The sequence below is a fragment of the Trichocoleus sp. FACHB-90 genome, assembly GCF_014695505.1.
Lineage (GTDB): Bacteria > Cyanobacteriota > Cyanobacteriia > Cyanobacteriales > FACHB-T130 > Funiculus > Funiculus sociatus.
Genome location: NZ_JACJOK010000006.1, coordinates 1 through 25,648, shown reverse-complemented (window position 1 = coordinate 25,648; position 25,648 = coordinate 1). Strand labels below are relative to the sequence as shown.

The following is a 25,648-nucleotide window of genomic DNA, read 5'->3' as shown; positions in this document are numbered from 1 at the left end:
TAAATAATGCTAACATCCTCCATTAATAACACGACTCGACTGCAACTCGCCCCTTTAAAAATACCAACTCGTCTGCTACTGGGGCCAGGGCCTTCAAATGCCCATCCCGCCGTACTTCAGGCGATGAATACCCCTCCTGTGGGACACCTCGACCCAGCATTCCTGGGACTGATGGACGAAATCCAGACCTTACTGCGCTATGTTTGGCAAACGGAAAATCCACTCACCATTGCAGTAAGCGGTACGGGAACCGCCGCAATGGAAGCAACCATCGCCAATGTTACTGAACCGGGTGATGTGGTTCTAATTGGTGTGAATGGTTACTTCGGCAACCGTCTTGTTGATATGGCCGGACGCTATGGTGCCGATGTGCGAACCATTACTAAACCTTGGGGACAAGTGTTCGCCCTAGACGAACTCCGCACCGCCTTGGAAACTCATCGCCCTGCTATCCTGGCTTTAGTTAATGCTGAGACATCCACCGGGGCGCGTCAACCATTGGAAGGAGTCGGCGACCTCTGTCGTGAATTTGACTGTCTGCTGTTGGTGGATACAGTCACCAGTTTGGGTGGTGTTCCCTTGTTTCTGGATGAGTGGAAGGTTGACCTAGCTTATAGTTGCAGCCAGAAAGGGTTAGGTTGTCCGCCCGGTGCTTCGCCGTTTACAATGAGTCCCCGTGCGGTTGAGAAAATGCAACAACGTCGCACTAAGGTGGCTAACTGGTATCTGGATATGACGTTGTTGAGTAAGTATTGGGGCCAAGAACGTACTTATCACCACACTGCCCCGATTAACTTGTACTATGCTCTGCGGGAAGCGCTGCGTTTGATTGCCGAAGAAGGAATAGAAAATTCCTGGATGCGTCACCAAAAGAATGTTGAGTATCTCTGGGAGGGGTTAGAAGATTTAGGACTCACCATGCACGTTGAACGAGAGTTTCGTTTGCCAACGCTTACTACAGTTTGCATTCCAGAGGGTTTGGATGGGAAGGCGATCGCGCGTCAGCTGCTGATGGAACACAATATAGAAATTGGGGGCGGATTAGGCGAACTGGCTGGTAAAGTCTGGCGTGTCGGTTTGATGGGCTTTAACAGTCGTCCAGAGAGTGTAGATAGCCTTTTGGAAGCACTGCGGCAGGTTTTAGCCAAATAGTGCAGGTGGTTCCTATAGAGATTCTCAACTGCATCTAACATGACACAGCTTGCATAGTTATGAACCAAGATATCGACGAGGTACTGGTACTAGAGGAAGGACAAGCACCACCAAAAGATGCGATCGCGCCACCGCGAAAGCCAAGGTGGTCAGACACATTAAATTACATTGCCAATCCGGATCGCTTCTGCCGCCAAAATCTAGAAAAGTACGGTGCCATTTTTAACACCAGTGTCTTTGGTGGCACTACTGTCTTTGTGGGTTCAGCTAAAGCTACTCAAATGACATTTAACGGGGACTTGAAATACACAGAGATTGCCTTGCCACCCACCACGATGGATATGTTTGGCGAGTACAGTTTGTTTCAGCGTCCCGATTTGCATCGCCAGCGCAAAAGCGCACTGCGTCCCGGACTGGCTGGTCAGGTACTTGAGAGATATGCGCCGGCGATTGAGAGTTCGATCGCGCTAGGCATCTCCGAGTGGTCTACCCCTAGTAAAATGGCACTCTACCCAGCAGTGGAGAAGATTTGCTTTGATGTACTCGTCCCCCTGCTGTTGGGAGTCAGCTTGAATGACGCCGATTCAACCACTTTTGAGGGACTGCCCGTATCCTCCAAAGCCGAACTAAAGGCGCTGTATAAGACCTTTTTTGATGGCTTCTATGGCTTGTTAAAGTGGAAGTCACCCTTTACAGCCTACGGTAGGGGCTGGAAAGCACGTGCCGAGTTACTTGAGTTCATGCGTGCAGTTGTACGGCGACGGCGGACACAGGGCGGAGTCCTTGACCCCACAGTAGACTTCCTCTCAATGATGCTAGCCAGTCAGGAAGAAAACCCCGATGGAGTCTTTAGCGATGCCCTGATTGAAAACCAGTGTCTGCTACAGTTGTGGGCTTCACACTATGAAATTTCGGGGCTGGTGGCTTCCCTGATATACCAACTTGGACACCACCCCCAGGTACTACAGCGGCTGCGGGAAGAACAAACTCAGGTGATGGGCAAACAAAGCAATATCAGCACCTTCTTACCCGAACATCTCAAGCAGATGGTATTCCTAGAGGCAACCATCAAAGAAACGCTACGCACGCTACCTCCTAGTTCTACTGCCAACCGCCGACTCACTAAGTCTGTGGTACTGGATGGGGTGCTGTATAAAAAGGGCTGTTCTGTAATGGCAGAACCGCGAATTGCACATATCATGCCAGAATACTTTCACGAACCGGAGGTATTTGCTCCAGAGCGATTCCTGCCCCCTCGCAATGAAGGTAAAATGTATGAATTCATCCCCTTTGGTGGCGGCGTACACGCTTGTTTAGGGGCGCAGTTGGCGATGGTTGTTACTAAGATATTTGCCTCTAATTTGCTGCACAAGTTTGATTGGAAGCTGACAGGTGATGCAAAATTTGTGCAATTTCCTCTGAAGAAGATTAGAGATGATTACCAAATTGAAATAGTACGTCGAGTTTAAGATTTTCTGTATTCTTCGGATACGTTCTTGAGCATCATGTCACAAACCACTGTTGGAATTAACAAAAAAAGTAAGTCCCTTCCTCCGGGAATAATTGTTAAACTCGGAAAGTTCGTCTGGACGACAATCTGGCATCTGATGATGTCTCAGCTTGCTCCATCTCAAAAATCGGGTGAGTATGTCCGCCCTAAGAGCCAGTTTCGGCATTTTGTTGGGACTGAGGAAGGGAATTTATACCAGCCAGCCGCAGGACGTTACCGCCTTTTTGTGGGGTTGGGATGCCCTTGGGCGCATCGTACATTAGTTGCGCGCTCGCTTAAGAAACTGGAAGATGTGATCAGCGTGTCTATCGCTTCCCCTTCCTCTGATGCAGGCATCTGGGTATTAGACGATCCCCACGAGGGTTGCCACACCTTACCAGAGTTGTATCAGTTGGCGCAACCAGGCTATAGCGGGCGTTGCACGGTTCCGGTTCTCTGGGATGAACAAACAAAAACTATCGTCAACAACGAGAGTGCAGAGATTATCGTGATGCTGTCAGCGTTTAATGAGTTTAGTAAACATCCCGAACTGGATCTCTACCCAGAAGAACTCAAAGAAACCATTGACCTTTGGAACGACAAAATTTACGATGCTGTGAATAATGGCGTGTACCGTTGCGGCTTTGCTCAGTCACAAGCGGCTTATGAAAAAGCCTGCGATGAGCTATTTGCCGCCCTAGATGAGATTGACGCAGTGCTGGCGACAAGTCGATATGTGTGCGGGGAGAAGGTGACACTAGCAGATGTGCGTTTGTTTACTACGCTGTTCCGCTTTGATGCTGTGTATTACGGGCTATTCAAGTGCAACCGCAAGAGAATCAAAGACTATGAAAATCTCGGTGCCTACCTTTGCGATTTATATCAACTTCCCGGTGTTGCTGACACCTGTGATATAGAAGCTGTGAAGCGGGATTACTACGGCAATCTATTTCCACTAAATCCAGGCGGGATTATCCCCTCTGGGCCTGATATGAAAAGTCTTTTTGAACCACACGATCGCGATCGCAAAACCAAAACACAATTTGTTTCAAGTTGAGGATTGTTACTAAAACTTACTATTTTGATCACACATTGACAAGGAGATTGGGGGCTAGGGACTAGGGACTAGGGACTAGGAACTAGGTAAGATTTTTTCCTCTTCCCCAATCCCCAATCCCCAATCCCCAATCCCCAATCCCCAATCTCTAGTTGCGATGCCAGCGCGTACCCTCTGGGCTATCAATTAAGGTAATGCCTTGGGCAGCTAATTCGTTGCGAATGCGATCGCTTTCAGCAAAATTCTTCGCTTTGCGCGCTTCCTGTCGCTTTTCAATCTCCGCCTCAATCTCCGCATCGCTTATATCACCAGCAGTTTCATCCTCTAGCGAAGCTATGTCTTGCGCCCCCACTTCTAAGCCTAAAACTGTTGACAAATTAACCAAATTATGCCACCGAACTTGTAACTCTTCCGGTGGTGTCTCAGTTTTACCCTGGTGAACTAAGATATGCCCTTGCTTGCCTAATTCCTTTGCCAGTTCAAACAATACTGTTAAACCGCCAGGAAAATTTAAGTCATCATCGACTGCTGTTTGGAATCTCTCAACAAAGGGATTGGCGATTGGAAGATTTTCTTGTTGTTCCACTCTCCAACCTAACTGTTTACCGTACTGATAGCCAAACAGCAAACCTTCTTTTAAGGTATTCCAACCGTTGGTAGCAGCTTGTATAGCTTCATCGGTAAAATCGATAGGTTTGCGGTACTGTGCTGTAAGAACAAATAACCGCACTGCCATCGGGTCAACTGGACGGTCAAGTAACTCACGAATAGTGATAAAGTTGCCCAGAGACTTAGACATCTTCTCGCCATTCACCGTTACCATACCATTGTGCAACCAGTAACGAGATAAAGGCTTGCCTGTTACTGCTTCTGATTGAGCAATTTCATTTTCGTGGTGAGGGAAAATTAAGTCAGCACCGCCAGCGTGGATATCTATAGTTTCGCCCAAGCGATCGCGCACCATAGCCGAGCATTCAATATGCCATCCCGGACGACCATCACCCCAAGGCGACTCCCACGCAGGTTCCCCCGGTTTAGCAGCCTTCCACAAAGCAAAATCAAACGGATCTTTTTTCTTAGACGCTTCCGGTTCCACCTCAACCCGATTACTCGCGCCAGCTTGCATATCTTCTAACCTGCGTCCCGAAAGCTTCCCATACTCCGGAAATTCCCGAACTGCATAGTAGACATCCCCCGACGAAGGATAAGCAAAATCTTTCTGTTCCAACTCGTGAATCAGCCGCTTAATTCCATCTATTGTGTGAGTAGCGCGGGGATATTCATCAGCTTCTTGGATATTCAGCCGCGCCATATCCTCAAAATAAGCTTGGATATAGCGTTCTGCGACTTCCTCCATCGTTGAACCCTCAAGTCTGGCTCGATTGAGGATTTTGTCATCAATATCAGTAAAATTCTGTACGTAGCGCACATCATAGCCGCGAAATTGCAGATAGCGGCGCGTCACATCCCAAACTATGCAAGCTCTAGCATGACCCAAGTGGCAGTAATCGTACACCGTTACGCCGCAGTAGTACATCCCGACTTTACCGGGATTGAGGGGTTCAAAGGGTTCCTTACGACGGGTTAGGGTGTTGTAGAGTGATAGGGTCATAAACTTTGGATTGATTATAGTCAGCAAGAGACAAGCTTTGTTTGTGTAGCCGTAGAGACGCAATATATCATCGCATCTGTAAAATCGGAGGGTTAACACCAGCGATCGCTTGCCTCCATGTTAAACGGCATCGGCATCTTATCAGCTTCGTTCTTTTCCATGCCGTGTAACAAGCCATAATAAAGGTGGGTAGCAGGGATGCAAATATCTGCATTTAATGCCCTGCCGATCTTTACATAGTTCCATTTTCTGACCTTTTCGACAGTCGCGTTATGCAACCAGCAGTTAAACCTGACCAATCCCCAGCAATCGATTCCCCGAAACACGGCTTGCCTGTCACGATCATTACAGGTTTCCTTGGCAGCGGCAAGACCACGCTCCTCAACCACATCTTAAGCAATCAGGAAGGCGTGAAAACCGCTGTTCTGGTCAATGAATTTGGTGAAATCGGCATTGACAATGAACTGATTGTCACCACCGGAGAAGACATGGTGGAGTTGAGTAACGGTTGTATCTGCTGCACCATTAATAACGATTTGGTTGAGGCAGTTTACAAAGTTCTGGAACGCGAAGACAAAATAGATTATCTGGTAGTCGAAACAACCGGACTCGCAGATCCTTTGCCAGTTGCACTCACCTTTTTAGGGACGGAACTGCGAGACATGACCCGCCTGGATTCTATTATCACAGTGGTAGATTCAGAAAATTTCAGTCTCGATTTGTTCAACAGCGAAGCTGCCACCAGCCAGATTACCTATGGTGACATTATTCTACTAAACAAAGCAGATTTGGTAGATGAAGCCGACTTGGATTCGCTGGAAGTTAGAATTCGGGACATGAAAACTGATGCCAGAATTCTGCGAACCGCACGCGCACAGGTGTCATTGCCTTTGATTCTCAGCGTCGGTTTGTTTGAGTCTGACAGGTATTTAGAGGTTGAATCGGAACACGACCACCACGACCACGACCATCACGACCATCACGACCATCACGACCATCACGATCATCACGATCATAGTGCTTGCGATCATGAACATGATGTTTGCACTCACGACCATGACCACGACCATCACCATCACTCGCACCACCTGGAAAATGACGGGTTTACCTCAATTTCCTTTGAAAGCGACAAGCCTTTTGCTATCAAGAAGTTTCAAAATTTCCTAGATAATCAATTGCCTTCTACCGTCTTCCGTGCCAAAGGGATTCTTTGGTTTGACGAAAGCCCCAGACGGCATATTTTCCACCTCTGCGGCAAGCGGTTTAGTATTGACGATGAAGATTGGAAAGGTCAACCGAAAACCCAGCTGGTGCTGATTGGTCAGGATTTAGATAAAGAAACCCTGCGCGACCAAATCCAGAAATGTGTCTGTCTCCCCTCTGCAAGTCGTGGCAAAGGGTTCGGGAAATAGTAATTAGCTAATATGCTAATGCTTAATATCGTTTCTCAGTTGGGTCGAATACATTGCGGTTCTAACGTTTGGTAGGGACATGGCAATGCCATGTCCCTACATATGTAATGACTAATTATGCGCGTTGTCGTTCAGCGAGTTAAATCATCTCAAGTTGAGGTTGCAGGTAAAGTCATCGGCAAAATTGGGCGAGGGCTTAACTTACTCGTAGCCATTGCCGATACGGATACCGAAGCCGAACTTGACTGGATAGCGCGAAAATGTCTGGAATTACGCTTATTTCCAGATGAAGAAAATGGTACGGGACGCTGGGAAAAATCAATTCAAGAAATCGGGGGCGAACTGTTAGTAATTAGCCAGTTCACCCTCTATGGAGATTGTCGCAAAGGTCGCCGCCCTTCCTTCGACCGTTCAGCTGCACCAGATGTTGCCAGAAAGCTTTACGAACAGTTTGTTGAGAAGTTACGCCAAAGCGTGCGAGTTGAAACTGGTGAATTTGGGGCGATGATGCAGGTAGAAATTGAGAATGATGGCCCTGTTACTTTGCTGCTGGAAAGAGAAGCATCATAGAGAAAGTTAGTAGGTTGGGTTGAACGACAGGTTGGGTTGAACGACAGTGAAACCCAACAAATGCTTATAAGGGTTGGGTTTCGTGCCTCTTATGGGTGTTGGGTTTCGTTCCTCAACCCAACCTACGCTACGCTAACTACGCTAACTCTCTTACTTAGAGAAAGTTAGTAGGTTGGGTTGAACGACAGTGAAACCCAACAAATGCTTATGAGTGTTGGGTTTCGTTGCACAAGCCAACCTACGCTACGCTAACTCAAACAATCGGTTTGCGGCGACGGCGAGATTTGCCAATTATCCCCAGAATGCCAAGGCTGAAAATTCCCAGAGTAGCGGAAGGTTCAGGTATGCTGGCGCTATCATCAGCCACCTTAACATCAGCCCACACCAAGCGATGATCAGAACTGGGGAAGGGGAACGTCCCCACTAGAGGAAACAGGCGATCGCTGTTCTTAGGCCAGAATACAGCTGCATCAACAATCTCTAAATCCTGGGATGGCAAAACGTAATCTACGCGCAAATTACCGGGTGTACCATCAGCAAAGTCAGCTGTATCAAATGCTGGGTTACTTTTATGGGTTAGATTAGCACCGCCTTGCAAAATTGCTTGTTCTGGGCCGCCTTCGCTGGTTGGAGTGACGCTGGTATTGACAAGGGGATTATCCAGCAATTGCTGTATCGCACCGGGTAAACTATCGCCATCAAAGGGATCTGAATTTTGGTCGCCCATGATAACAAAGCTTGAATCAGCACTCAGTCCTCCAAAGGTGCGCTGATCGTCGTAGATGTAATCGCCTTCTCCGGGTGTGATATAGTCTGCCCAAAAGCGAATTTCGTCAAAATTGCGCCTACCGTTGCGGTCTTCGGGGCCGTCAAATACTGGCGGGGTAGGATGGCTAAGGAGGGCGTGAACAATCTCTCCGTTAACGTTAATTGGGATATCCCAGTGACTCTTGGAGGAGAGACGAACTACCTCAAGTTCTGCTGCGGAGTACCAGTCATTGGGTTCGGGTGTCGCTGGGTTGTCGGGAAGTAAAGCTCCCGGCATATCTTTCCACAGGAAGGTTTGGAAGGTGCGGATGCTTTCTTCTAAAATTGGGTACTTGGAGTACAGTGCCATGCCAAACTGACCGGGGAAAACTCCGAAGCCATAGGCATCGTTTGGGCCGCCGACTGTGCCATTGTTGTCTAGGTCAAATCCGGAAGGTATGCCAGTGTTAGAGGGTGCAACGTAGCGATATTGATATTCAGCGGGGGAAGCACCATTCTGGCTAACTGAAAGGTAGTTATTTTGAAATAGTTGGGCTGCTGTTCCGCCTTCTACATAGTCGAATTCGTTGATTAACAGCACGTCAGGGTTGACTCGTTGGATGATTTCAGCAACGGTCTTTGCCTGTACGTTGTCGGGGTTTGACAAATCGGTAATTAGTTGACCCTCAGCGTTGCGGTTTAGTGAGGCGTTGAATGTGGCAAAGCGGAGGGTGGTGGCTTGTGCTGACCCAGACGCGATCGCTCCCAATATCCCTGCTGTCAGTAATCCTCCGGATACAAGGCGATCGAACCGGGAAATCAGAGCTTTCTGGATCTTCATAGCAACCGTGTTTGTACTTAGCTTTCGTTATTCCTCACACAGTAGCGATCGCACGTTAAGACAACCCTATGAAGGTAATAAGCAGGTTTTAAGATGCCTCATCTTCACGGAAGCTTCATAAAAAACCTGCTTATTTAACAGAAATGTAAACTTATGACACTTTAAGTGTTTAGGACTTACGCACTTGGAACCAGGAAATAAATTTCCTGGCTAAAAGCCCAAGTCAGTTGAAACTGACTAAAAAACCTCAAACCAACCCATTAAAATGGGTTTGAGCTTTGAGCCGGAACTTTAGTTCACGGCAAGTGCGTAAGTCATGGTGTTAAGGGAAAATATTTTGCCACCAAGGTTTAGAATTGCTTTGTGCAACAGGCATTTTCTTGCGAATATCCTGAATATTCCACCCTGTAAGCTTCGCTAAAGTTTGCGCTTCTTGTTCAAATCGTCCAGCCAAAGACTTTTTATATTGTTGTCCTGCTTGACATTTAACTTCCCCTGTAAAAGCATGGCGGAGGATATAGCGACCCTGGAAATTTTGGCGATTTGATGTTTCTTGGAACATCAAATCTTCGGGAAACTTATCGCGGGTATAGCGGACATGAAGACGAGTAATAAAAACATTACTGGAGGGAACAATGCCTCTCCGGAAGGGCGCTGACTGCTGGATATCCGAAGGGGAATTATCTAGCCAAAATACACCAGCTTTCTTCAGTTCTTCTGGATTTAATGGTTCCGCAGAACACGGATCGCAGCTACCCATATCCCACGCATATTCGAGAAAAGCAACTTTTTGATTTTCCCGATTGTATGCGTTTTTGAACATCGATTTGTAGAAATTACCAAAGTCATTTTTAACGTATACTGGTATTTCAGCATCCGAGGGAACTTTGACTGTCCGGTAGTTGGTAACTTCTGCCTGACCTTTTGGTGATAAGACATAAACAATTAAGTCTTGTTCGCTGGTAGAATTAATCATGCCTAGACGAATCGGCAACATGAATTTAGGAGACTCATAAGCCATCATCAAAGGTCGCAGGAATTGAGTCCCAGACTTTTCAAATTCTCCTAAGTTGACTTTAGCAACGAAGAATTTCATGTTTTGCCGGATGTATGGTTGCAGCAGTTGTTTAGCACCTCTGGGAATGCGATAACCGTTGCGATTTAGCCAAGTTTCTAAACCATTAGATTCTCTGGCGCTGAGGATTACAATGTCGTATTCTCCGACTGTAAAACGTTCTTCTACGGTGACACCTAAAGTGCTTTCGTCTCTACTTCCTCTTGCTGCGCCAGGTTCCATCGCTGCTCTGGATACAGGTCTTGGAGAGTACATGACAGGATTACACGGATCTTCGTCAAAATATTCGACGAGTCGCGGCGCACTAAAGGCATCTAAACGTTCGATAATTTTGGGTTCGCCAACGCGAACTTGGTCTTTTTTAAGCACCGTGGGAACCGGGACAACTAAGGCGAAGTCTTTGACGTCTCCTTGATAGTCATTCGCCATAGTTAGAACAGTGCGATCGCCACTCCGCGCAATCACTACTTGAGAAGCTTTGTTGTATAATTTTGTATCCGCTTTAGCGACATAAAATCCACAAAATGCCCAGGCTGTAGGCGCAAAGCAAATAACCGCTAGACAAGTTATTAGTAATGTTTTGAAAATCCGAAATAACTTCATTGTCACCTCTTTTATTTTAGTAAGTGTTTACGCTTGTATATACTGCTCATTTTCAGCAATTTCAGGTTTATTTGCTGAATCCCACCACGAGAATCTGGGCGCTTTCCAAACTAAATCCCAAATTACAGTTAAGGGGGCTAGGGCAAATAAAGCCCAGAAAACTGCGGTGGAAATAAAAAATTGATTCCGCAGGATAAAGGTTAACACAGCGATGGAAATAGCCCATATTAAGCGGCTGATTCTGGCGTTGGGAATTGACCGAGGATCTGTAATCATAAACAAGGCAAACAGCAGTAAAGAACCGCTTGTTAAACGATGGAAAAATACATCCCACGTCCAGCCAAGCCAGATATTGCGAATTGCTTCTAAAAGGGCATAGGAACATAAAAAAGCAGCGGTTGTGTCCCATCGCCCGACTCGTTTTAATATCATGCCTCCGGTTCCTGCAAATAACAAGGCATACCACCAATCATCCCCCCACTGTCCAGGGGAAACCCAGGCATCGGGTGTCAAAATGAGAACTGAAATAATACCAAAATTGGCAGGATTGAAAAAATGTTTGTTATTAGTTTGAAAAATAAATTTACTTGAAATTGCTAAGGAGCCTGCTAAAATCATTGTGGTGCAATTATCAGCTCTTAGCAGCAAACTTAAACCTAAAGCTGTAATTAAAGCACTGCGAAATGAAGGTTTGATGGGAGTATTGGTTGTTGATTCAGTTTCTTTGAGTAGGTTTTGTTTGATGGATGTTGCTAGCCACTGAGTAAGTAGGCAAGTCACTATTACAACTAAAATTAAATCTGGTCTTAGCGTCCAATCTCTTGTCGAAATTCCTAAGACAAGAAATGAGGTTAGAAAGAGAATTTGGTAGTCTCGGATATCTTTTAGTACCATTGCCTGTTGATGGCACGATTAGCCATGTCTTTGTCTGAATTTAGACGCGATAGGATGCTGGTAGTTGTCCTGTTACAGAAATTGTTACAAAAAGGTAGCAGGGGAGACAGGGTTGCTTGTGGGAAACGAACCGCCGAGGCGCTGAGGGCGCAGAGAGGGGATAATTTCAGGTGGCTGTGAGTGTCTTTTTACGATCGAGATGTGCTGCGCCTTCTATGATGACAACGAAAATCGCTGCTATCCAGGTGATGGCGACGTAGAACCAGAAGACTCGCAAATCTCCCCACAGTGTGCCAAAGAAGACAAGTGTAGTATTATAGGCAGCGTGGAAGAATGCGGCGAGTAATAGGCTGCCTTTTGTGTGGTTGTAAATCCACGTCATCAGAATCGCGATCGCTATCGTGGAAAGAAGGAAACCTATAAAGGGGATATTAGCTTGAGGTGTTCCTGGGAGGAGAAATAAGGGAAAGTGCCACATTCCCCAGCTTAAACCCAGGATGAAACTGGCCCATAAGGCGCTAAAATTTTCCTGAAGTCTTGGTAAAGCAAATCCTCTCCATCCAGGTTCCTCGGTTAACAGATGGATGATGATTTGTTCAATGAATAAGGGTAATATTCCTTGCAATGGAATTATGGTGGCGATTTGATGATTCCCGCCTAGCAGGATGTGAAGACCAATTGCTGCTAGACTAATGCCAGCTGGTATGAGGAAAGCGATCGCGTACCATTTCCCGCCGACACGCCACCTCACCAGTCGGCTAAAGAATCTGTTAATTCCAGCTTTTCCGTCTGCGATCGCACTAATCATTACTGCTGATATGCTAATGCCAAAGAAGGCTAAGTTTTCGGGGAGTTGGAAGGAAATCCAGCCGAAGGTTGCGGCGATTTCGCTACCCCAAACTAACCACGCGATCGCATAAACCAAGATAAAGAAGGTAGCAAGCGGGTATTTTCTAATAAATGACATCTACTTTATTCTCCTGACTCTCCCTTAGATGGAATTTCCAGTTATACCTCACCCGTCCCTTTTTCTACAGAAGATGCGTCTTTGACTTGATCTATCTCTGGATATTTTTTTTGAGGTACTATCACTCACATCAACAAGTAAAGCAGAATGCCTTGACCCCTGGCATTTATACTCCAAACCACTCTAAAATGCCCTTGGCAATTTTCTGTTCCATCGGATTAGAAGAGAGCAATCGCAATAATAACTGACGCAAAAGCCAGCGATTTAGCAATGGGAAAAATAAATATAATAGACGCTTAAATCCAATTTGCAATAGCCACGATGTTAGCAGCGATACTAACAGTTTCAATGGATTAAGCTGCTGTATATAAACAATAACTGTAGGAAAGACAACTAATAAAGATAGCCCCCAAGATATCCACTTTAACAACAAAGCTGTTTTGAGATGCAGATTGTTTAAAAGTTGAGCGACAAGCCAGTGGTGTGCAGTTGCGATCGCTAAACACCAAGTTGAGTCAACGAGACAATCATGGCGAATTTGGTGAATGATGTCTCCATCCAGAGAAATCACACTCCGCATAACAATGTTATCAGCCACTTTCTCTGTAGTTACATGATAGTAGTAAGTGCAGAAAGTTAGCCCGGATTGTAATCGATTTTCCGCATCTAATAAAGCATAAGAGCGCAATTCCCCAAGTCTCTTTGGGGAAATACACAAATCTTTTCCCTTAGTTCTAGCTTGCAGAATTCTATCTATGACATTCTGATCTAAGTTAAATCGCACGAAGCGAAACACTACTTGTCCCTTTTCGTCTTTGACTTCCTCGACTTGAATGTATGCAGTTAAATCAAGGCATTTTCTGGCTGATATTGGAAAATTATTTCCCACTCATTTTTAGCAATATTCGGTTTAATTGACATCAGTTTGGGAGGCTCACTTCTCTTAAGCCTGCTTGGGTGCATCCCAGTTTTGCAAAAATACCAGGAGAAAAGGAAATCGCAACCGCACAAACAAAGCCTGCCGACCCAGGCTAAATTGAGTCCGCGCAGGCGGACTTGGTTTGCGGAGCATCGAGACTTTCAGTCTGCGGGCTTTAGGTGTTAGGCTGTTACGCAATATCAATTCCGGTTAAATATGTCTTTTATCGAGCGTTGATTCACCAAAGATTCTACCATGTTTACCATAAACTCTAACAGTCCGTGCCACTGTTTTTCCCCAGCAGTTACTCCTTGTCTATGAATATCTAAAATTATGTCTTTATGCTCGTGTTGAAAAAGTTTTTCATGATAGCGGTTGATGATATCTCCATCTAACTGAATAACCGACTGAGCATAAATAATGTCGGTTGTCACTGCCTCTTCCGGATTTTCTGATGCAGCAATTTCGCTATTCTTGAGTGCTTCGTTACGATTGTCAAGCGCCGCCTTTAGTTCATCTACCTTCCGCAAACTGCGTAAAAATCTACCATCGTCGAGCAGAGTTTGAATCCTTTTAATTTCAACAGCCGGATTAGCAGATGGGTTGAGTGGGTTAGGTAGTTTCGTCTTTTGCAAATCCAGTTCGGCTGTGGGATCGCTGAGAACTCGGACAAATTCCCTTAGCTGGGAAGCATCTTCTGCAACATCTTCAACGCGGTATAAACAATACTCTATTTCGATTTGCTTACGAAGACTCAGGTAACGCGCGTGGAGGGACGGATGAATTCCCATTCTTTCCAAATATGGCTTGCAAATGGGATAAATATCTCGATAAGCTTGCCAAGGGATGAACTTTGTTCCGGTAATTTGATCGACAACCATTGTATTAACTTCTAGAGCCGTGATGTCGATGAGTACATCGCTTAAAGACTGTAAAAAGTTGTGAAACTTAGGTCGCAAATTAGGGATAATATCTCTACTATTTGTGTCAGGTCTATTCACCACAATTGTTAGCCTCCGGTGCTATTACTTTGGTTTTTTGTTCTTCTCATCAGTAGGATTGTTATCCCAAGGCTCGGCGGGAGTGTCTGAAAAGAAAGGGTCTTCAAAGGTGACGGGCGTTTCCTCGTCTGGCATTTCTGAGTTAGATTGGGGCTTTTCTTCCGGTGGTATATCTCCGAACAAAACTGCCATCGGATTTGAAAGGCGATCGCTTGAAGTAAAGTTTCTTTGTGGCTGATTCGGTTGGCTTTGTTCCTCTTCTTCCCAGTTGTCGAACCCTTCCCATTCGTCATCCTGTACACCAGTCTGCGACCACCCGGTGAAGCGTTGTTCTGGTTCCTCTACCTCCACATCTTCCCACTCTTCATCGCTTCCCCAGTTCACTACAGTCTGCTGAGTAGCCGTCCACGCTGGCTCTGATGGCGGTTCCTCTAAGAGGGCTTGTTCCCATTCCTCGGTACTCAACACAGGCTCTACAGTTGTTTCCGATGTCTGTGGGGACGGGGTGGGTGCAACTTCCTCCCATTCCTCTTGTTCCCATTCCTCGGAACTCAACACAGGCTCTAGAGTTGTTTCCGATGTCTGTGGGGACGGGGTGGGCGCAACTTCTTCCCATTCCTCTTGTTCCCATTCCTCGGAACTCAACACAGGCTCTAGAGTTGTTTCCAATGTCTGTGGGGACGGGGTGGGCGCAACTGGTGGGGTTTGTGCGGGAACGGATGCTCCTAAAGGCGAAGCCGGAAAACCTGGTTCCTCTACCTCGACATCTTCCCACTCTTCATCGCTTCCCCAGTTCACTACAGTTTGCTGAGTAGCCGTCCGCGCTGGCTCTGATGGCGGTTCCTCTAAAAGGGCTTGTTCCCATTCCTCGGAACTCAGCACAGGCTCTACAGTTGTTTCCGATGTCTGTGGGGACGGGGTTGGCGCAACTTCCTCCCATTCCTCTTGTTCCCATTCTTCGGCACTCAACACAGGCTCTACAATTGTTTCCGATGTCTGTGGGGACGGGGTGGGCGCAACTGGTGGTGTTTGTGCGGGAACGGACGCTGCTAAAGGCGAAGTCGGAAAACCTAACGATTCAGCCCCTGCAAGGGGGGAAGGAAAAGAAGAACTTTTGTTCTCGGATGCGGAATCTAGAAGCCCCTCCCCGCTTCGGGGAGGGGTTGGGGAGGGGTCAGACGGGGCTTCGCTAACAGTGTCAACCTCAATAACGGACTCAGAAGCGATCGCAACCTCTACCACAGAAACTTCAGGCTCCATAACTAAAGGAGCAGCATCGTCTGGAGGTAGTTTAGGACTCTCTACACCAGACAATTTTGGAGAATTTGAAGGTCGCATTTGCGCCCAAATTCCAAATAATTTTTGCAAACTTTTGAGGTTGTCTTGGATAATTTCGCGGCTTTGCTGAACCTGTTCTAAATGAAATTGCCGCAGTTCGCTATAGGGGCCAGTATCGAGAAATTGGTTGCCAATTTCGTTGGTGATGTCGCCATCGACAATATTAATCCGAGTCTGCATCCGAGAGCCTGGTTCGGGCTGCTCTCGATCTGAGTCGGCTTTAGCAACCCAAGTGGTAATTTCCAACTCAATTGCCTCGCTGAGTGCGGTAGAAAGTGCCTCAACAATTTTGCCAGCTTTGAGTTTTTGCTTGAAGTCGTCGCTTGCCGCCATAAAGATATTTTTAGCTAAGTTTTTAGTTATTAATCAATCCGGTAAAAGGTAAAATTAAAGTAAATAATTTTACCTTTTACCTTTGCAAGATTGCCTTTTTACTCAGATGGATTGTTGGGCGTGGAAGGAGGAAAAAGGGGTTGACTATTTGAAGACAACCGCGATGTCTGCATTTGAGACAATGTGTTAGTTAAGACTGTAAATAGGTGTTGTAAGTTTGCCAGGTTTTCTTGGATAATTTCACGACCTTCCTGAACTTGCTCTAAGTGAAATTCTCGCAATTCCGCGTAGGAACCATTGCCAAGAAATTCGCTGCCTACTTCATTTTCGATGTCACCATCTACGATGTTGATGCGGGTTCGCATAGAATGGCCGGGTAGGGGTTGATCTCCTCCTGCCGGAGTGTCTGAATTAGCGGATGAAACCCAGGTGGTAATTTCTAATTCTATGGCTTCGCTTAGTGCCAAGGTGAGTGCTTCAACAACTTTGCCAGCTTTGAGTTGTTCTTTGAACTCTTTACTTACTCCCACAATATCCCCTCTCTTAATGTCTTAGTCATTGGTCATTGGTCATTAAGCCATTTGTCATTAGCGCCGAAGACAAAGGACTAATGACTAAGGATAACTTTCATTGTTGCCAGAAGTCTGTGACATCGTATCCCAGTTCACCGAGCATTTGGCGCAGCAGGGGCAAACTAAGACCGATGACATTGGTATGACAGCCTTCCAGTTTTTCTACAAATAGTCCGCCTCTGCCTTCGAGGGCAAAGCAGCCAGCGCATTTGAGAGGTTCGCCAGTGGCGACGTAGGCGTTTATTTGGCGATCGCTTATATTGGCAAAGTAAACTCGCGTGATGCCGCATTCTACTAGAGTTTTACCCTGCCGTTGGTCAATTAAAGCATGACCAGTATAGAGGTTGCCGACAGAGGAGCGCATTTTTTGCCAACGTGCGATCGCTTCTTTCTCATCCGCGGGTTTCCCATGAATTTCGCCGTTGACGGCTAAAACGGAATCGCACCCTAACACCAAACCATCTGGAAATTGGCTAGCCACTGTTTCGGCTTTACGCAGTGCTAGGGTTTGCACCAGTTCGGCTGGATCGTTCAACTGGACTTGCGATTCATCAAAATCGCTGACTGCAACTACCGGATCGATTCCAGCAGTTTGCAACAAGCGGCGGCGGGCTGGGGACGCGGAGGCTAAGACAAAGGGAGGAATATTCATAGTCATTAGTCAAGTTATCAGTTGAAGGATGGCAAATTGCTCGCTTGTTCAAAAGCCATTAGCCATTAGCTATTAATAAACTGAGAATGAACTGACAACTTGTTTCAACATCGGCTGCATTTTTGCCCAGCGTTTTTCTGTGGTGGAGGCGTTGAAGGTGAAGAGTTTGCCTCGACTGATGGCGACTGAGGCGAAATTATGGCGTTCCTGATTTGGGAGTTTGACGGCGTATTCTAAGAAGTAATAAGTTTTAGCGCCAGACTCGGCTTTTTCGGCGTTCACCAATTCGGCTTCGCGTCCCGATTCGGGGGGTGCGATCGCGCTTTTTGATAATTTGTAACCTACTTCACTAGGTGTCCCTAAGTCAGCCAGGGTTTTACCTCCAGGAACTGGGCTAATTACGACTGACACATTTTCGCTTGGCTCAATGATATCGTGCATGACGATATCTGCTGCATTGCCCACGTTGACTTCAACCCAGCCATGAGGATATAGGAACTGATAGCCGTCGGTGCTATCGACATAGCTTCTTAGCCCACTGGTGGCGCTGACAGCAGTGCAACTTTGCAAACTCAAACTTAATACTACAAGCAGTATTGCGGCAATTCGTTTCAGCATCTTCCCTCTTCCTTTCCCTGTGTCACTAAGCATTACTCTGTTTCATTTTCCCACTTCGGGGAAACAGGACGATCGCGCATTTTGGACGAACTTCATTCGACGTAGGGACACAGAACAAGACTAAGCGATCGCTTTGGGTACCATCAAGGATTAATCTGCTTTAACAGTAACACTTAGCTTTAATCCCAAAGCCTGAAGCCAATCTCCCAAGCTGTAAATTGCGTAAATTCCTGGTTTTGTGAGCAATTCTTCTAATTTCTCTTGGTGCAATTTTGCTTGTGGTGACATATTTAGTTCATCAAGCGCCTCTGCTACATTGTTGAGTGCCTTTTTAAGCAGTTCAGGTTCAGGATCTTTTTCTTCCAATATCGCTTCAATGTAGAGAGCAGCGTATTTTGGATCTTTGAGACGTGAAATCAGATCCTCATGGTAGCTGACACTTTTAATCATTGTTTCGGCTCCTATACTCTGTCCAGTATTCCTTAGCTATGCGAATATCTTGAGTTTGAGTGCTTTTATCCCCACCACATAATAAAAGCACTATCGTTGACCCAATTTGTCCAAAGTAGATTCTGTATCCTGGGCCATAATCAATTCTAAGTTCACAAACTCCTTCTCCTACTGACTGATAGTCTCCTAGATTACCTAGTTCAACTCGGTTAAGCCTTGTATCAATCTTGACTTGAGTCTTGGCATCTCGTAGGGAATCAAACCACTCCTTGAAAGGAATTCTGCCGTCTGAGGTAATGTAAAGTCGAATTTCTCTTGGTGTGACTTCCATGATTTTATCGTAGCTGAGCGCGGCTCTTTTGCAGGCGCGATCGCACATTTTGCATTGAAGGGCTTTTAACACTCAAGATACACAGAACAAGAGTAAGCGATCGCTTAGTCTTGTTCTGCTTGATTTTTCATCAGTCGTTGTACGCTTACCAATGCTCGATTTAATTCATAACCCCGTCGTTCTGGATTATCCAAATATGCCTGTTGTTCTTCCTCAATCATTTGTACATCTTCAACGACTAATCCATCGAGTAATTTTTGAGCAGAACCAAATAAACTATTTTTCACAAAACGGCGAAATGCTACTGGCAATTTGTGCAACCGCCAAAAGGCATTTAATGATGTAAAATGAATCAGATAAGCACGAGTTGTCGTTTCATTCACCGGGCAAAGTAGACAGTAAATTTTGAAATCCTTGCCTAATGTTGAAACCCAGTGCGGATAAATATAACTAACATCCAACGGTTCTGGGTGTAAGCGACGCAATGCTGGAAAAAACAACTGAGAAATAGACCAAATCTTGTCTATTTTGTAATAACTCTGAGCTTGATAATGAGCATCTACACGATTAACTTCTTCGTGAATATCTTCAAGCACTGCATCAGTCCAAGCTTGCCAATCCTGATGTAAATGTCCGTGGTACATATCCATCAAGTTTTCAATTAAATAGGAGTAATGGGCATTACACTTAATAACTGAAACAGTAGCAATATAGTTGAGATGATCCCATTCAGGAACGCCAAGAGGATTTAGAGACGAGAAATTTTGCGTCTCTAAATCGGTGCTATCCCCAGGAAAAAGCCAGATAAAACCGTCCAATTCTTGCACGGGATAGCGACGAATTTGGCAACTTGGTAATTTTTGATTAGCTGCTAGATAGGGAACTGCTGCACATTCACCCGCCTCATTAAAACGCCAGCCGTGATAAGCACATTCCAATTCATCGCCAGTAACTTTACCATGACTAAGTTTAACTTGACGATGAGGGCAGCGGTCTTCTAAGGCGTGAATTTTGCCTGTGCTATCTCTATAAATTACGATTGGTTGATTCCAGAGAACGACACTTAGCGGCTGGGTTTTTAGTTCGGTACTGCGTGCAACTACATACCAGTAATTAAGGTTGATTCCTATCTGGCGAATGTTCTGATGTTGGGTAGTTATAGAAGAAGATTGCATAGTTTCACAAAGCGACAAATATCGCCTGCGAATTAAATTCGCAGGCTAATAGCTCGGATCAAGCCGACTTTAGTTTTCCTAAATTCAGCGCGGTTCTGGGTAAGGTTCATATCTGCAATACGCCTTCTGGATTCACCGTCAGCAATGGTCGCCTTTGCAATCCTTCCCGGTGTAAAATTTCATTTGCTGCCAGCAACCCGCTACTAATTGCCCGTTCCATTAAGCCAGACGGGAACGGCATTTTCACCCAGTCACCAGCAAATAATAAGTTAGGAATAGCTGTGCTAGTTTCTGGTCTATCTGCGTAACTATTGGGTGGGTAGCCTGAGAAGTTCTTTTGGTTCACCAGTTCTCGGTGTAACATATTGGCAGCTTTGAGTTCCGGGACAATTTCATAGAGTTCCTGTTCAAAAGTCGTAAGTAACACTTGCTGAGTAGGAAAATCTTTTTCTTTGTAGGCGTAAGCGTGTAATTCAACAACACTACCGCCAGTTTCTTTTGTCCACTCAATAAATTGATCCTGAATCCGGTGGTAAAGGCAAATGCTGTCAGTTAGTTGATAGCCGGAGAGGGAAGCAAAGTTGCTGTGTTCCCATTCAAAATCGCGGTCAAACCAGAAGCGGCAAACGGCAAAGGGATCTGCTACTGCTAATTTTTCCACTTGCGATCGCACTCTTTCCTCGACATCCCCATTCATTCTATTAAACAACTGCTGCACGCCCGGTACATCGGTAGCAAATACGTAGTAATCCGCCTTTACTGTCTCCACCGATTCCTGTAGAGGCAAGTTATAATTTGCTCCTACGAGTTGCAGCTGATCTTCCTGACGTTGCACTACTTTAAAGCGTGATAAATCTCTAGTTGCAGGCCCTTTTATTACTCTACCTTCGCTATCAAAAACTGCGCCGTGGCAAGGACAGTGAAATTTACCATCATCTGCCAGTCCAACTGTACAGCCTTGGTGAGTACAACTAAGGGAAATTGCTTCATTCCCCTGTGGGATCGCCGCAAAAACAGTATCCCCTGCACCAAAATATTCTAGTTGCTCGTTGGCAATAGCAGAATTGCGCTTCACCCAAAATGGCACCTCATTACCAGCTCCCTGTTGATAGCTGAGGGAATTTATTTTGCCTTCTTGTGCCTGAATTTCACTAACTGTTGCACCTTTAATAATCTTGCCACCGTTACGTTCAATTGCCTTAGCAATTGGTTGCACCAGCGAGGTTCCCATATCCTGTTTGGTGCCGTTGAAAGCTAAACCTTCTGGATTGCCAAAAAAGTAGAAGTGGAAAAACTGCATTAATTCTCCCACACTCATTTTATCTGGTGCATTTAAGCTTGATTTCGCAAAGGGGAGAAAATATAAGTCATACAACCCATGTGGGAAATCTTTTTGCACCCATTGGGCAACCGATAAATGATCTAAACGTTGGAAACTTTTTTGAGTTTGAAATCCCGTAATTGCCCGGAAAACTTCCCAATGTCCAACTTTGGTTAAATTAATCCCCCAGCGCAGTCGGTTGGGGGATGCTACAGCTAAATCTACAATATTCCAGGGAAAAGCTGAATTGCTGGGGCGGAACACTTCTGGCTTGTAACTCCCATCCCGGTAAACAACCGAGTAGAACTTTAAATCGATGAAATTCTCAGCGATGTCGAGTTCTTCTACTATGCTCTTGAGGTTGTAATACTGAGGAAAAAAACCGTGGAAGCCATGCTCCATCATAAAACTTTCGTCCCCCACCTGGATTGGCCAGCTGGCGATTTTGCCTCCAAGTTGAGGCGATCGCTCTAAAAGCGTTACAGTAAAACCACGCTGGCTCAGTTCATACGCACAGGCTAATCCAGCCAAGCCAGCCCCCACTACCACAACGCTCTTTGGCTGGTTCAGCATTGGTGGCAACAAAATGTTATCTTGCCGAAAAACAGTTGGCTGGGGTTTGGAAAAGCGAGAATATCCCAGTAATCCAGCAGCAGCACCGACACCGAACATTTTGATCAGTGTGCGGCGGGAGATGGACGGCAATTGTGGGGAAGTGGATAATTGACTCATTATGCTACTCAGCTTTTATCCTCACACTATGAAATACGGGCGCGAAACGCTGGCAGTTTGCCAGCGCATCTTGATTGAACTGTTGCGGCGGCGGCGCAGCCTGATTTTTTGGTGTATTTTCCCATTTTCGGTCTTAATACTCAGTGGCTTTATTCTGGCAGAACGTGCCAAGCTGTCAATAGCTCAGGCTTTTGAGTTCGCCGCTCCTTCTACTTTAGTAGGTGCAGCGCTGTTTTTCAGTTGTTTAGGCGGTAGTGTGGCAACCGTGGTGTCAGAAAGAGAACAGCAAACCCTCAAACGCCTTTTTATCTCACCTTTGAGCGGTACGTCCTATTTTTTAGGAATTTTTCTCGCCCATAGCTGCATCGGCATCGGTCAAACGCTTTTAGTTTATACTATTGCTGCCTTTTGGAATGCCAGGTTTCAAGGTTCTTTGCTGTTGGGAAGTCTGATTATCTTACTAAGTATTATTTCCTATGTAGGTGTAGGATTTATTCTCGGTACGCAGTTCGCCCGTCGCACTGAGGATGTCAATGCTTTGGTAGCTGCGTTTGGAGTGCCTTTATTAATTTTGGGAGGTGCGTTTTTGCCTACTTCTCTATTTCCCCAGACGCTCTTAGACATAGCTAAATATAACCCAATTTATCATATGAATGTAGCGTTAGTCGGTGTATCTGCTAACGGCTATAGCCTGGATGAAATTGCATCACATTTTAGGTTTTTATGCGTGTTTGCTGTTTTCATGGTTGCAGGTGGATGGCTGTCTTATCGTCGAATGTTGAGCGTTGAAAGAAGACTTTGAATTTTCAACGCAAAGGGTGCAAATGTTTACGCAAAGGTACGCAAAGTAAAAGATAATATTCTGCCTAATCCGCTTAGTTTTGCAGTAGTTTACGTTAAAGAAACCTTGACAAGTTGTGGAATTTATAGTTTAATATAAGAGGATTGACAGGGTGGGCATGATGCCTACCCTGTAACTTTTTTAATCCCTTAGCAATTGTCTCGATGCTCCACATCAATAAGCTAAGTAAGTCTTACGGAAAGCGCCCGGTTTTACAAGATTTATCGCTGCATATCTCACCCGGAGAGATTTACGGGTTACTGGGGCCAAATGGCGCGGGGAAGACGACGACTATTAATATAATTTGTAATTTGAGTAAGGCTGATAGTGGTGAGATTAGGATTAATAACCAGCCTGTCTCGGAAGCAACAAAAAGGTTAGTTGGTGTAGCGCCGCAAGAAAATTTGCTTTATAAAACTCTAAGCTGTGAAGAAAATCTTAATTTCTTTGCGCGAATTTACGGTTTAAATAGTGAGCAGCGTCGTCAACAGGTAAAAGCTTGTTTGGAGGCTGTCAATTTAGTAAGTTGCGCTAAAAGTCCGGTGGAAACTCTTAGCGGTGGGATGCAGCGGCGGTTGAATATTGCTGTGGCGTTGGTTCACCAGCCAAAGTTGGTGATTTTGGATGAACCGACAACAGGTTTAGATGTTGAGTCGCGTTATGAAGTTTGGGAGTTAATTCGGAGCCTGAAAGATAAGGGAATTACGGTTTTGTTGACGACGCATTTATTAGATGAGGCTGAGCGTCTTTGTCAAAGAATTGGTATTCTAAAAAATGGTTCTATTTTGGCTGAGGGCAGTCTATCACAACTTCGGCAATTAATTTCAGCGGTGGAGGTTGTGGTGGTGCAAACGTCGGAGGAAGAGAGAGCGATCGCGCGTGCTAAAGAATATAATTTCCCTGTCCGGCGTTATGGCAATGATTTGGCTTTCTGGCTGCCGGAGCCTTTAGAATTGAAGGAGATTATCGCGCGTTTTGATGGTATTCCTCTGGATTCAATTTCGCGTCAAGCTGTGCGGTTAGAGCATATTTATCTTGAGGTGACGAACCGCTAAGGCCCAGAGGACGCATAGGGAGGAGGGGAAGGAAAGGAAGGAAGCTGACGTTCGTTCACTCAATCTATCGAAAGAGTGAATTTGTCTAACAACTTTTAACGGGACAACATCTATCTACAGAGCGGTTTGGCTGATGCGCTAAATGAAGTAAATATAGGATGCTAAACCTCATGGTATTCTATGAAACTGAATTATTTTACAAAACGGCTTTCGACTGTAGGACGCTGGCTGGCTACAACTCTGTTTTGCGTGTCAGCGATCGCCTTCGTTTGGCAGGGTGCGTTTTTCTCGAACACCGCAGCAATGGCTTCTCCTGCTGCAAACTTGATCGCCTCAGCAGACGCGGGCGATAAAGTTAAAGAGAAATACCGTGACGACGTGGCTGAACCATCCAAGAATTTCATCGAAGATACGAAAAATAAGGTTAAGGAAGCTGCAAACAAAAATGCCAGCCGAGTTGAGCAATCAACGGATGATAGTGCCGTTGAGGGCAAAGCAAAGAGAGATAGGGATCGAATTGAGAAAAGAGCAGATGAAGATGCGGCTCGGACTGAAAAAGCAGTAGACGACGCAAAAAATGTTGTTGAACGCACTGTTGATAGCATCAAGGATGCCTTTAGCAACTAGAGAATAGATAATAGGGAAAAAAGGTTAATGTACATTGTTTCATTCATCGCATTTACTTGTCCCTGAAGAAGCAATGTACATTTAACAATTAGCTGGCTGTTATGCGCGATCGCAGTTCATCCAAAGAATTTACCGTTTTGATTGCTTGCGCGATCGCTTTCAATCGTCCCACATCCTGAATATTAGATATTTCCGGCATTAGCTGTACGCCCTCAGTGCCGAATTTTAACTCTAAAGCCAGTTCAATACCCGACAGCAGCCCTTGCTGCATTCCCTGCTGCATCCCTAGTTGTTGTCCTTCTCTTAAAATCTCTTGATACCAAGGAGATTCCCTTAACACAGCCATATCCCACCTCATAATCTGTTGTACTAAACGAGTTTCTAAGACGAAACCAGCAAAGAACGCTAACAGAGGTTCTAGCTCGTTTAACTGCTCATCATCTCTTAGACGCTGTACGGCGCGTCTGACTACAGACTCCTCGCCTCCACCCCTCAACATTGGCACAAAAGGTAGTAAAGATGGTAGTGATGGTTGAAAAGCAAGTTCAGCGTCTACTTCCCAGAGATTAATTACTCGATAATCTTGACGCGATCGCAACCCCATAAATTCAGACTCGTAGCGTGCCACTACAATTGTTTCTGAGGGTTGCCTAATGTTAATCAGCACCGGATAAACTGGCAAGTTGTACTTTTCTTCTGCTAGTGCTGCATAAGCCCGCATCCGCTTGGGCATCCGAACTTGATAGTTTAATTGTATCTCGTTAAGCACTAAAAAGTCGCCGTGTTCCGGGCTGTTGGCTTTTACCAAAACATCACTTTCACGGCTGAGCCATTGGAATTGTGAATCAAGAAATTCTCCAGCTACGATGTCGGGGTTTTGTGTCACCCATTGCACCCAGCCAGTCTTTGCCAAACTGATTAAACGTTTGCTGCCAATATCTGCGGCTTTTGCCATAGATTGCAATTTAATTAAGTAAGTAGACGTAAAATACTCTGTATATAAAATATAGAAACACGGTTGCTATATACAGAGTATTTCACGTTTATTTTGTTTCCTAATTACCAATTCCACATCACAGGATTATCATCCAAATGGTCGGTGACAATTCGTCCAATAGCGTCAATTTCTTGCACCTCATCGGCAGATAAATGGCTCTACCGAACATGGTATGTAAAATAAACTGAAATTAGCTGGCAAAATGCCAAGTCAGAAAACTTCTTAATTTGAAATTGTTGAAGTTTCTAAACCCATAACCTCTTCGTT

The 25,648-nt window shown here is 45.4% G+C and carries 24 protein-coding genes and 1 pseudogene; 8 read left to right on the top strand and 17 right to left on the bottom strand.

Going from position 1 to position 25,648, the window contains the following annotated elements; all coding sequences use genetic code 11:
- Positions 1 to 3: 3 nt before the first annotated feature.
- Genes H6F74_RS01040 through H6F74_RS01030 form a run of 3 tightly spaced genes read left to right on the top strand, consistent with a single transcriptional unit; the run spans position 4 to position 3,698 of the window.
- On the top strand, positions 4 to 1,152 hold the full coding sequence (locus H6F74_RS01040; RefSeq protein WP_190435064.1) for an aminotransferase class V-fold PLP-dependent enzyme: 1,149 nt from the start codon (positions 4 to 6) through the stop codon (positions 1,150 to 1,152).
- Positions 1,153 to 1,211: 59 nt separating this feature from the next.
- Entirely contained in the window at positions 1,212 to 2,621 is a 1,410-nt protein-coding gene (locus H6F74_RS01035) for a cytochrome P450 (protein WP_190434972.1), read from the top strand.
- Positions 2,622 to 2,657: 36 nt separating this feature from the next.
- On the top strand, positions 2,658 to 3,698 hold the full coding sequence (locus H6F74_RS01030; RefSeq protein WP_190434970.1) for a glutathione S-transferase family protein: 1,041 nt from the start codon (positions 2,658 to 2,660) through the stop codon (positions 3,696 to 3,698).
- Positions 3,699 to 3,846: 148 nt separating this feature from the next.
- On the opposite strand, the gene cysS is transcribed toward H6F74_RS01030, so the two are convergent.
- The gene (gene cysS, locus H6F74_RS01025; protein WP_190434967.1) at positions 3,847 to 5,310 is read right to left on the bottom strand and encodes a cysteine--tRNA ligase; all 1,464 of its coding nucleotides are present in this window, start codon (positions 5,308 to 5,310) and stop codon (positions 3,847 to 3,849) included.
- A 272-nt stretch (positions 5,311 to 5,582) separates the two neighbouring features.
- Here cysS and H6F74_RS01020 point away from each other — a divergent pair, with 272 nt between their 5' ends.
- Together H6F74_RS01020 and dtd are read left to right on the top strand one after the other, a co-directional pair.
- Positions 5,583 to 6,722, top strand: coding sequence for a GTP-binding protein (locus tag H6F74_RS01020; protein WP_190434965.1), 1,140 nt, complete (start codon positions 5,583 to 5,585; stop codon positions 6,720 to 6,722).
- Positions 6,723 to 6,839: 117 nt separating this feature from the next.
- Positions 6,840 to 7,292, top strand: coding sequence for a D-aminoacyl-tRNA deacylase (dtd, locus tag H6F74_RS01015; protein ID WP_190434963.1), 453 nt, complete (start codon positions 6,840 to 6,842; stop codon positions 7,290 to 7,292).
- Between the two features lie 253 nt (positions 7,293 to 7,545).
- Here dtd and H6F74_RS01010 read toward each other — a convergent pair whose 3' ends face one another.
- From H6F74_RS01010 to H6F74_RS00945, 14 genes are all read right to left on the bottom strand, one after another.
- The gene (locus H6F74_RS01010) at positions 7,546 to 8,880 is read right to left on the bottom strand and encodes an endonuclease/exonuclease/phosphatase family protein (protein ID WP_190434960.1); all 1,335 of its coding nucleotides are present in this window, start codon (positions 8,878 to 8,880) and stop codon (positions 7,546 to 7,548) included.
- Positions 8,881 to 9,202: 322 nt separating this feature from the next.
- Positions 9,203 to 10,558: a DUF2330 domain-containing protein gene (locus H6F74_RS01005; RefSeq protein ID WP_190434958.1), complete on the bottom strand. Its 1,356-nt coding sequence runs from the start codon at positions 10,556 to 10,558 to the stop codon at positions 9,203 to 9,205.
- Between the two features lie 27 nt (positions 10,559 to 10,585).
- Complete coding sequence (locus tag H6F74_RS01000; RefSeq protein ID WP_190434956.1) at positions 10,586 to 11,452, bottom strand: RnfABCDGE type electron transport complex subunit D; 867 nt, start codon at positions 11,450 to 11,452, stop codon at positions 10,586 to 10,588.
- 166 nt (positions 11,453 to 11,618) lie between these two features.
- Positions 11,619 to 12,419, bottom strand: coding sequence for a type II CAAX endopeptidase family protein (locus H6F74_RS00995; RefSeq protein WP_190434954.1), 801 nt, complete (start codon positions 12,417 to 12,419; stop codon positions 11,619 to 11,621).
- 166 nt (positions 12,420 to 12,585) lie between these two features.
- On the bottom strand, positions 12,586 to 13,308 hold the full coding sequence (locus H6F74_RS00990) for a hypothetical protein (protein WP_190434953.1): 723 nt from the start codon (positions 13,306 to 13,308) through the stop codon (positions 12,586 to 12,588).
- A 230-nt stretch (positions 13,309 to 13,538) separates the two neighbouring features.
- Positions 13,539 to 14,342: a hypothetical protein gene (locus tag H6F74_RS00985; protein WP_190434951.1), complete on the bottom strand. Its 804-nt coding sequence runs from the start codon at positions 14,340 to 14,342 to the stop codon at positions 13,539 to 13,541.
- Between the two features lie 21 nt (positions 14,343 to 14,363).
- Positions 14,364 to 16,010, bottom strand: coding sequence for a hypothetical protein (locus H6F74_RS00980; RefSeq protein ID WP_190434949.1), 1,647 nt, complete (start codon positions 16,008 to 16,010; stop codon positions 14,364 to 14,366).
- Positions 16,011 to 16,108: 98 nt separating this feature from the next.
- Positions 16,109 to 16,540 carry a hypothetical protein gene (locus H6F74_RS00975; RefSeq protein WP_190434945.1) on the bottom strand — a complete coding sequence of 144 codons (432 nt, stop codon included), beginning with the start codon at positions 16,538 to 16,540 and terminating at the stop codon, positions 16,109 to 16,111.
- A gap of 97 nt (positions 16,541 to 16,637) precedes the next feature.
- The gene (locus H6F74_RS00970) at positions 16,638 to 17,234 is read right to left on the bottom strand and encodes a nucleoside triphosphate pyrophosphatase (RefSeq protein WP_190435059.1); all 597 of its coding nucleotides are present in this window, start codon (positions 17,232 to 17,234) and stop codon (positions 16,638 to 16,640) included.
- 72 nt (positions 17,235 to 17,306) lie between these two features.
- Positions 17,307 to 17,852: a photosystem II reaction center PsbP gene (psbP, locus tag H6F74_RS00965; protein ID WP_190434943.1), complete on the bottom strand. Its 546-nt coding sequence runs from the start codon at positions 17,850 to 17,852 to the stop codon at positions 17,307 to 17,309.
- Between the two features lie 150 nt (positions 17,853 to 18,002).
- The gene (locus H6F74_RS00960) at positions 18,003 to 18,302 is read right to left on the bottom strand and encodes a transcriptional regulator (RefSeq protein ID WP_190434939.1); all 300 of its coding nucleotides are present in this window, start codon (positions 18,300 to 18,302) and stop codon (positions 18,003 to 18,005) included.
- Entirely contained in the window at positions 18,295 to 18,633 is a 339-nt protein-coding gene (locus tag H6F74_RS00955; RefSeq protein WP_190434937.1) for a type II toxin-antitoxin system RelE/ParE family toxin, read from the bottom strand. The genes H6F74_RS00960 and H6F74_RS00955 overlap by 8 nt, the downstream gene beginning before the upstream one ends.
- 104 nt (positions 18,634 to 18,737) lie before the next feature.
- Positions 18,738 to 19,808 carry an aromatic ring-hydroxylating dioxygenase subunit alpha gene (locus tag H6F74_RS00950; protein ID WP_190434933.1) on the bottom strand — a complete coding sequence of 357 codons (1,071 nt, stop codon included), beginning with the start codon at positions 19,806 to 19,808 and terminating at the stop codon, positions 18,738 to 18,740.
- A gap of 106 nt (positions 19,809 to 19,914) precedes the next feature.
- Complete coding sequence (locus H6F74_RS00945) at positions 19,915 to 21,861, bottom strand: FAD-dependent oxidoreductase (RefSeq protein ID WP_190434931.1); 1,947 nt, start codon at positions 21,859 to 21,861, stop codon at positions 19,915 to 19,917.
- Between the two features lie 28 nt (positions 21,862 to 21,889).
- Here H6F74_RS00945 and H6F74_RS00940 point away from each other — a divergent pair, with 28 nt between their 5' ends.
- The 3 genes from H6F74_RS00940 (at position 21,890) to H6F74_RS00930 (ending at position 24,384) form a co-directional block, all read left to right on the top strand.
- On the top strand, positions 21,890 to 22,663 hold the full coding sequence (locus H6F74_RS00940; RefSeq protein ID WP_190435057.1) for an ABC transporter permease: 774 nt from the start codon (positions 21,890 to 21,892) through the stop codon (positions 22,661 to 22,663).
- Between the two features lie 203 nt (positions 22,664 to 22,866).
- A complete protein-coding gene (locus H6F74_RS00935) occupies positions 22,867 to 23,757 on the top strand; it encodes an ABC transporter ATP-binding protein (RefSeq protein WP_190434924.1) in 891 nt (296 codons plus the stop codon).
- Between the two features lie 180 nt (positions 23,758 to 23,937).
- Positions 23,938 to 24,384: a hypothetical protein gene (locus H6F74_RS00930; protein WP_190434923.1), complete on the top strand. Its 447-nt coding sequence runs from the start codon at positions 23,938 to 23,940 to the stop codon at positions 24,382 to 24,384.
- Positions 24,385 to 24,472: 88 nt separating this feature from the next.
- On the opposite strand, the gene H6F74_RS00925 is transcribed toward H6F74_RS00930, so the two are convergent.
- Entirely contained in the window at positions 24,473 to 25,339 is an 867-nt protein-coding gene (locus H6F74_RS00925; RefSeq protein ID WP_190434917.1) for an Rpn family recombination-promoting nuclease/putative transposase, read from the bottom strand.
- Between the two features lie 104 nt (positions 25,340 to 25,443).
- A pseudogene (locus tag H6F74_RS30820) lies at positions 25,444 to 25,533 on the bottom strand (aldo/keto reductase); the annotation flags it as partial.
- Between the last annotated feature and the right edge of the window lie 115 nt (positions 25,534 to 25,648).

What these genes read in the sequence shown, in the direction of transcription:
- H6F74_RS01035 (WP_190434972.1), top strand. Translation starts at nt 1,212, where the DNA reads ATGAACCAAGATATCGACGAGGTACTGGTACTAGAGGAAGGACAAGCA.
- H6F74_RS01030 (WP_190434970.1), top strand. Translation starts at nt 2,658, where the DNA reads ATGTCACAAACCACTGTTGGAATTAACAAAAAAAGTAAGTCCCTTCCT.
- cysS (WP_190434967.1), bottom strand. Translation starts at nt 5,310, where the DNA reads ATGACCCTATCACTCTACAACACCCTAACCCGTCGTAAGGAACCCTTT.
- H6F74_RS01020 (WP_190434965.1), top strand. Translation starts at nt 5,583, where the DNA reads ATGCAACCAGCAGTTAAACCTGACCAATCCCCAGCAATCGATTCCCCG.
- dtd (WP_190434963.1), top strand. Translation starts at nt 6,840, where the DNA reads ATGCGCGTTGTCGTTCAGCGAGTTAAATCATCTCAAGTTGAGGTTGCA.
- H6F74_RS01010 (WP_190434960.1), bottom strand. Translation starts at nt 8,880, where the DNA reads ATGAAGATCCAGAAAGCTCTGATTTCCCGGTTCGATCGCCTTGTATCC.
- H6F74_RS01005 (WP_190434958.1), bottom strand. Translation starts at nt 10,558, where the DNA reads ATGAAGTTATTTCGGATTTTCAAAACATTACTAATAACTTGTCTAGCG.
- H6F74_RS01000 (WP_190434956.1), bottom strand. Translation starts at nt 11,452, where the DNA reads ATGGTACTAAAAGATATCCGAGACTACCAAATTCTCTTTCTAACCTCA.
- H6F74_RS00995 (WP_190434954.1), bottom strand. Translation starts at nt 12,419, where the DNA reads ATGTCATTTATTAGAAAATACCCGCTTGCTACCTTCTTTATCTTGGTT.
- H6F74_RS00980 (WP_190434949.1), bottom strand. Translation starts at nt 16,010, where the DNA reads ATGGCGGCAAGCGACGACTTCAAGCAAAAACTCAAAGCTGGCAAAATT.
- H6F74_RS00970 (WP_190435059.1), bottom strand. Translation starts at nt 17,234, where the DNA reads ATGAATATTCCTCCCTTTGTCTTAGCCTCCGCGTCCCCAGCCCGCCGC.
- psbP (WP_190434943.1), bottom strand. Translation starts at nt 17,852, where the DNA reads ATGCTGAAACGAATTGCCGCAATACTGCTTGTAGTATTAAGTTTGAGT.
- H6F74_RS00960 (WP_190434939.1), bottom strand. Translation starts at nt 18,302, where the DNA reads ATGATTAAAAGTGTCAGCTACCATGAGGATCTGATTTCACGTCTCAAA.
- H6F74_RS00955 (WP_190434937.1), bottom strand. Translation starts at nt 18,633, where the DNA reads ATGGAAGTCACACCAAGAGAAATTCGACTTTACATTACCTCAGACGGC.
- H6F74_RS00950 (WP_190434933.1), bottom strand. Translation starts at nt 19,808, where the DNA reads ATGCAATCTTCTTCTATAACTACCCAACATCAGAACATTCGCCAGATA.
- H6F74_RS00945 (WP_190434931.1), bottom strand. Translation starts at nt 21,861, where the DNA reads ATGAGTCAATTATCCACTTCCCCACAATTGCCGTCCATCTCCCGCCGC.
- H6F74_RS00940 (WP_190435057.1), top strand. Translation starts at nt 21,890, where the DNA reads ATGAAATACGGGCGCGAAACGCTGGCAGTTTGCCAGCGCATCTTGATT.
- H6F74_RS00935 (WP_190434924.1), top strand. Translation starts at nt 22,867, where the DNA reads ATGCTCCACATCAATAAGCTAAGTAAGTCTTACGGAAAGCGCCCGGTT.
- H6F74_RS00930 (WP_190434923.1), top strand. Translation starts at nt 23,938, where the DNA reads ATGAAACTGAATTATTTTACAAAACGGCTTTCGACTGTAGGACGCTGG.
- H6F74_RS00925 (WP_190434917.1), bottom strand. Translation starts at nt 25,339, where the DNA reads ATGGCAAAAGCCGCAGATATTGGCAGCAAACGTTTAATCAGTTTGGCA.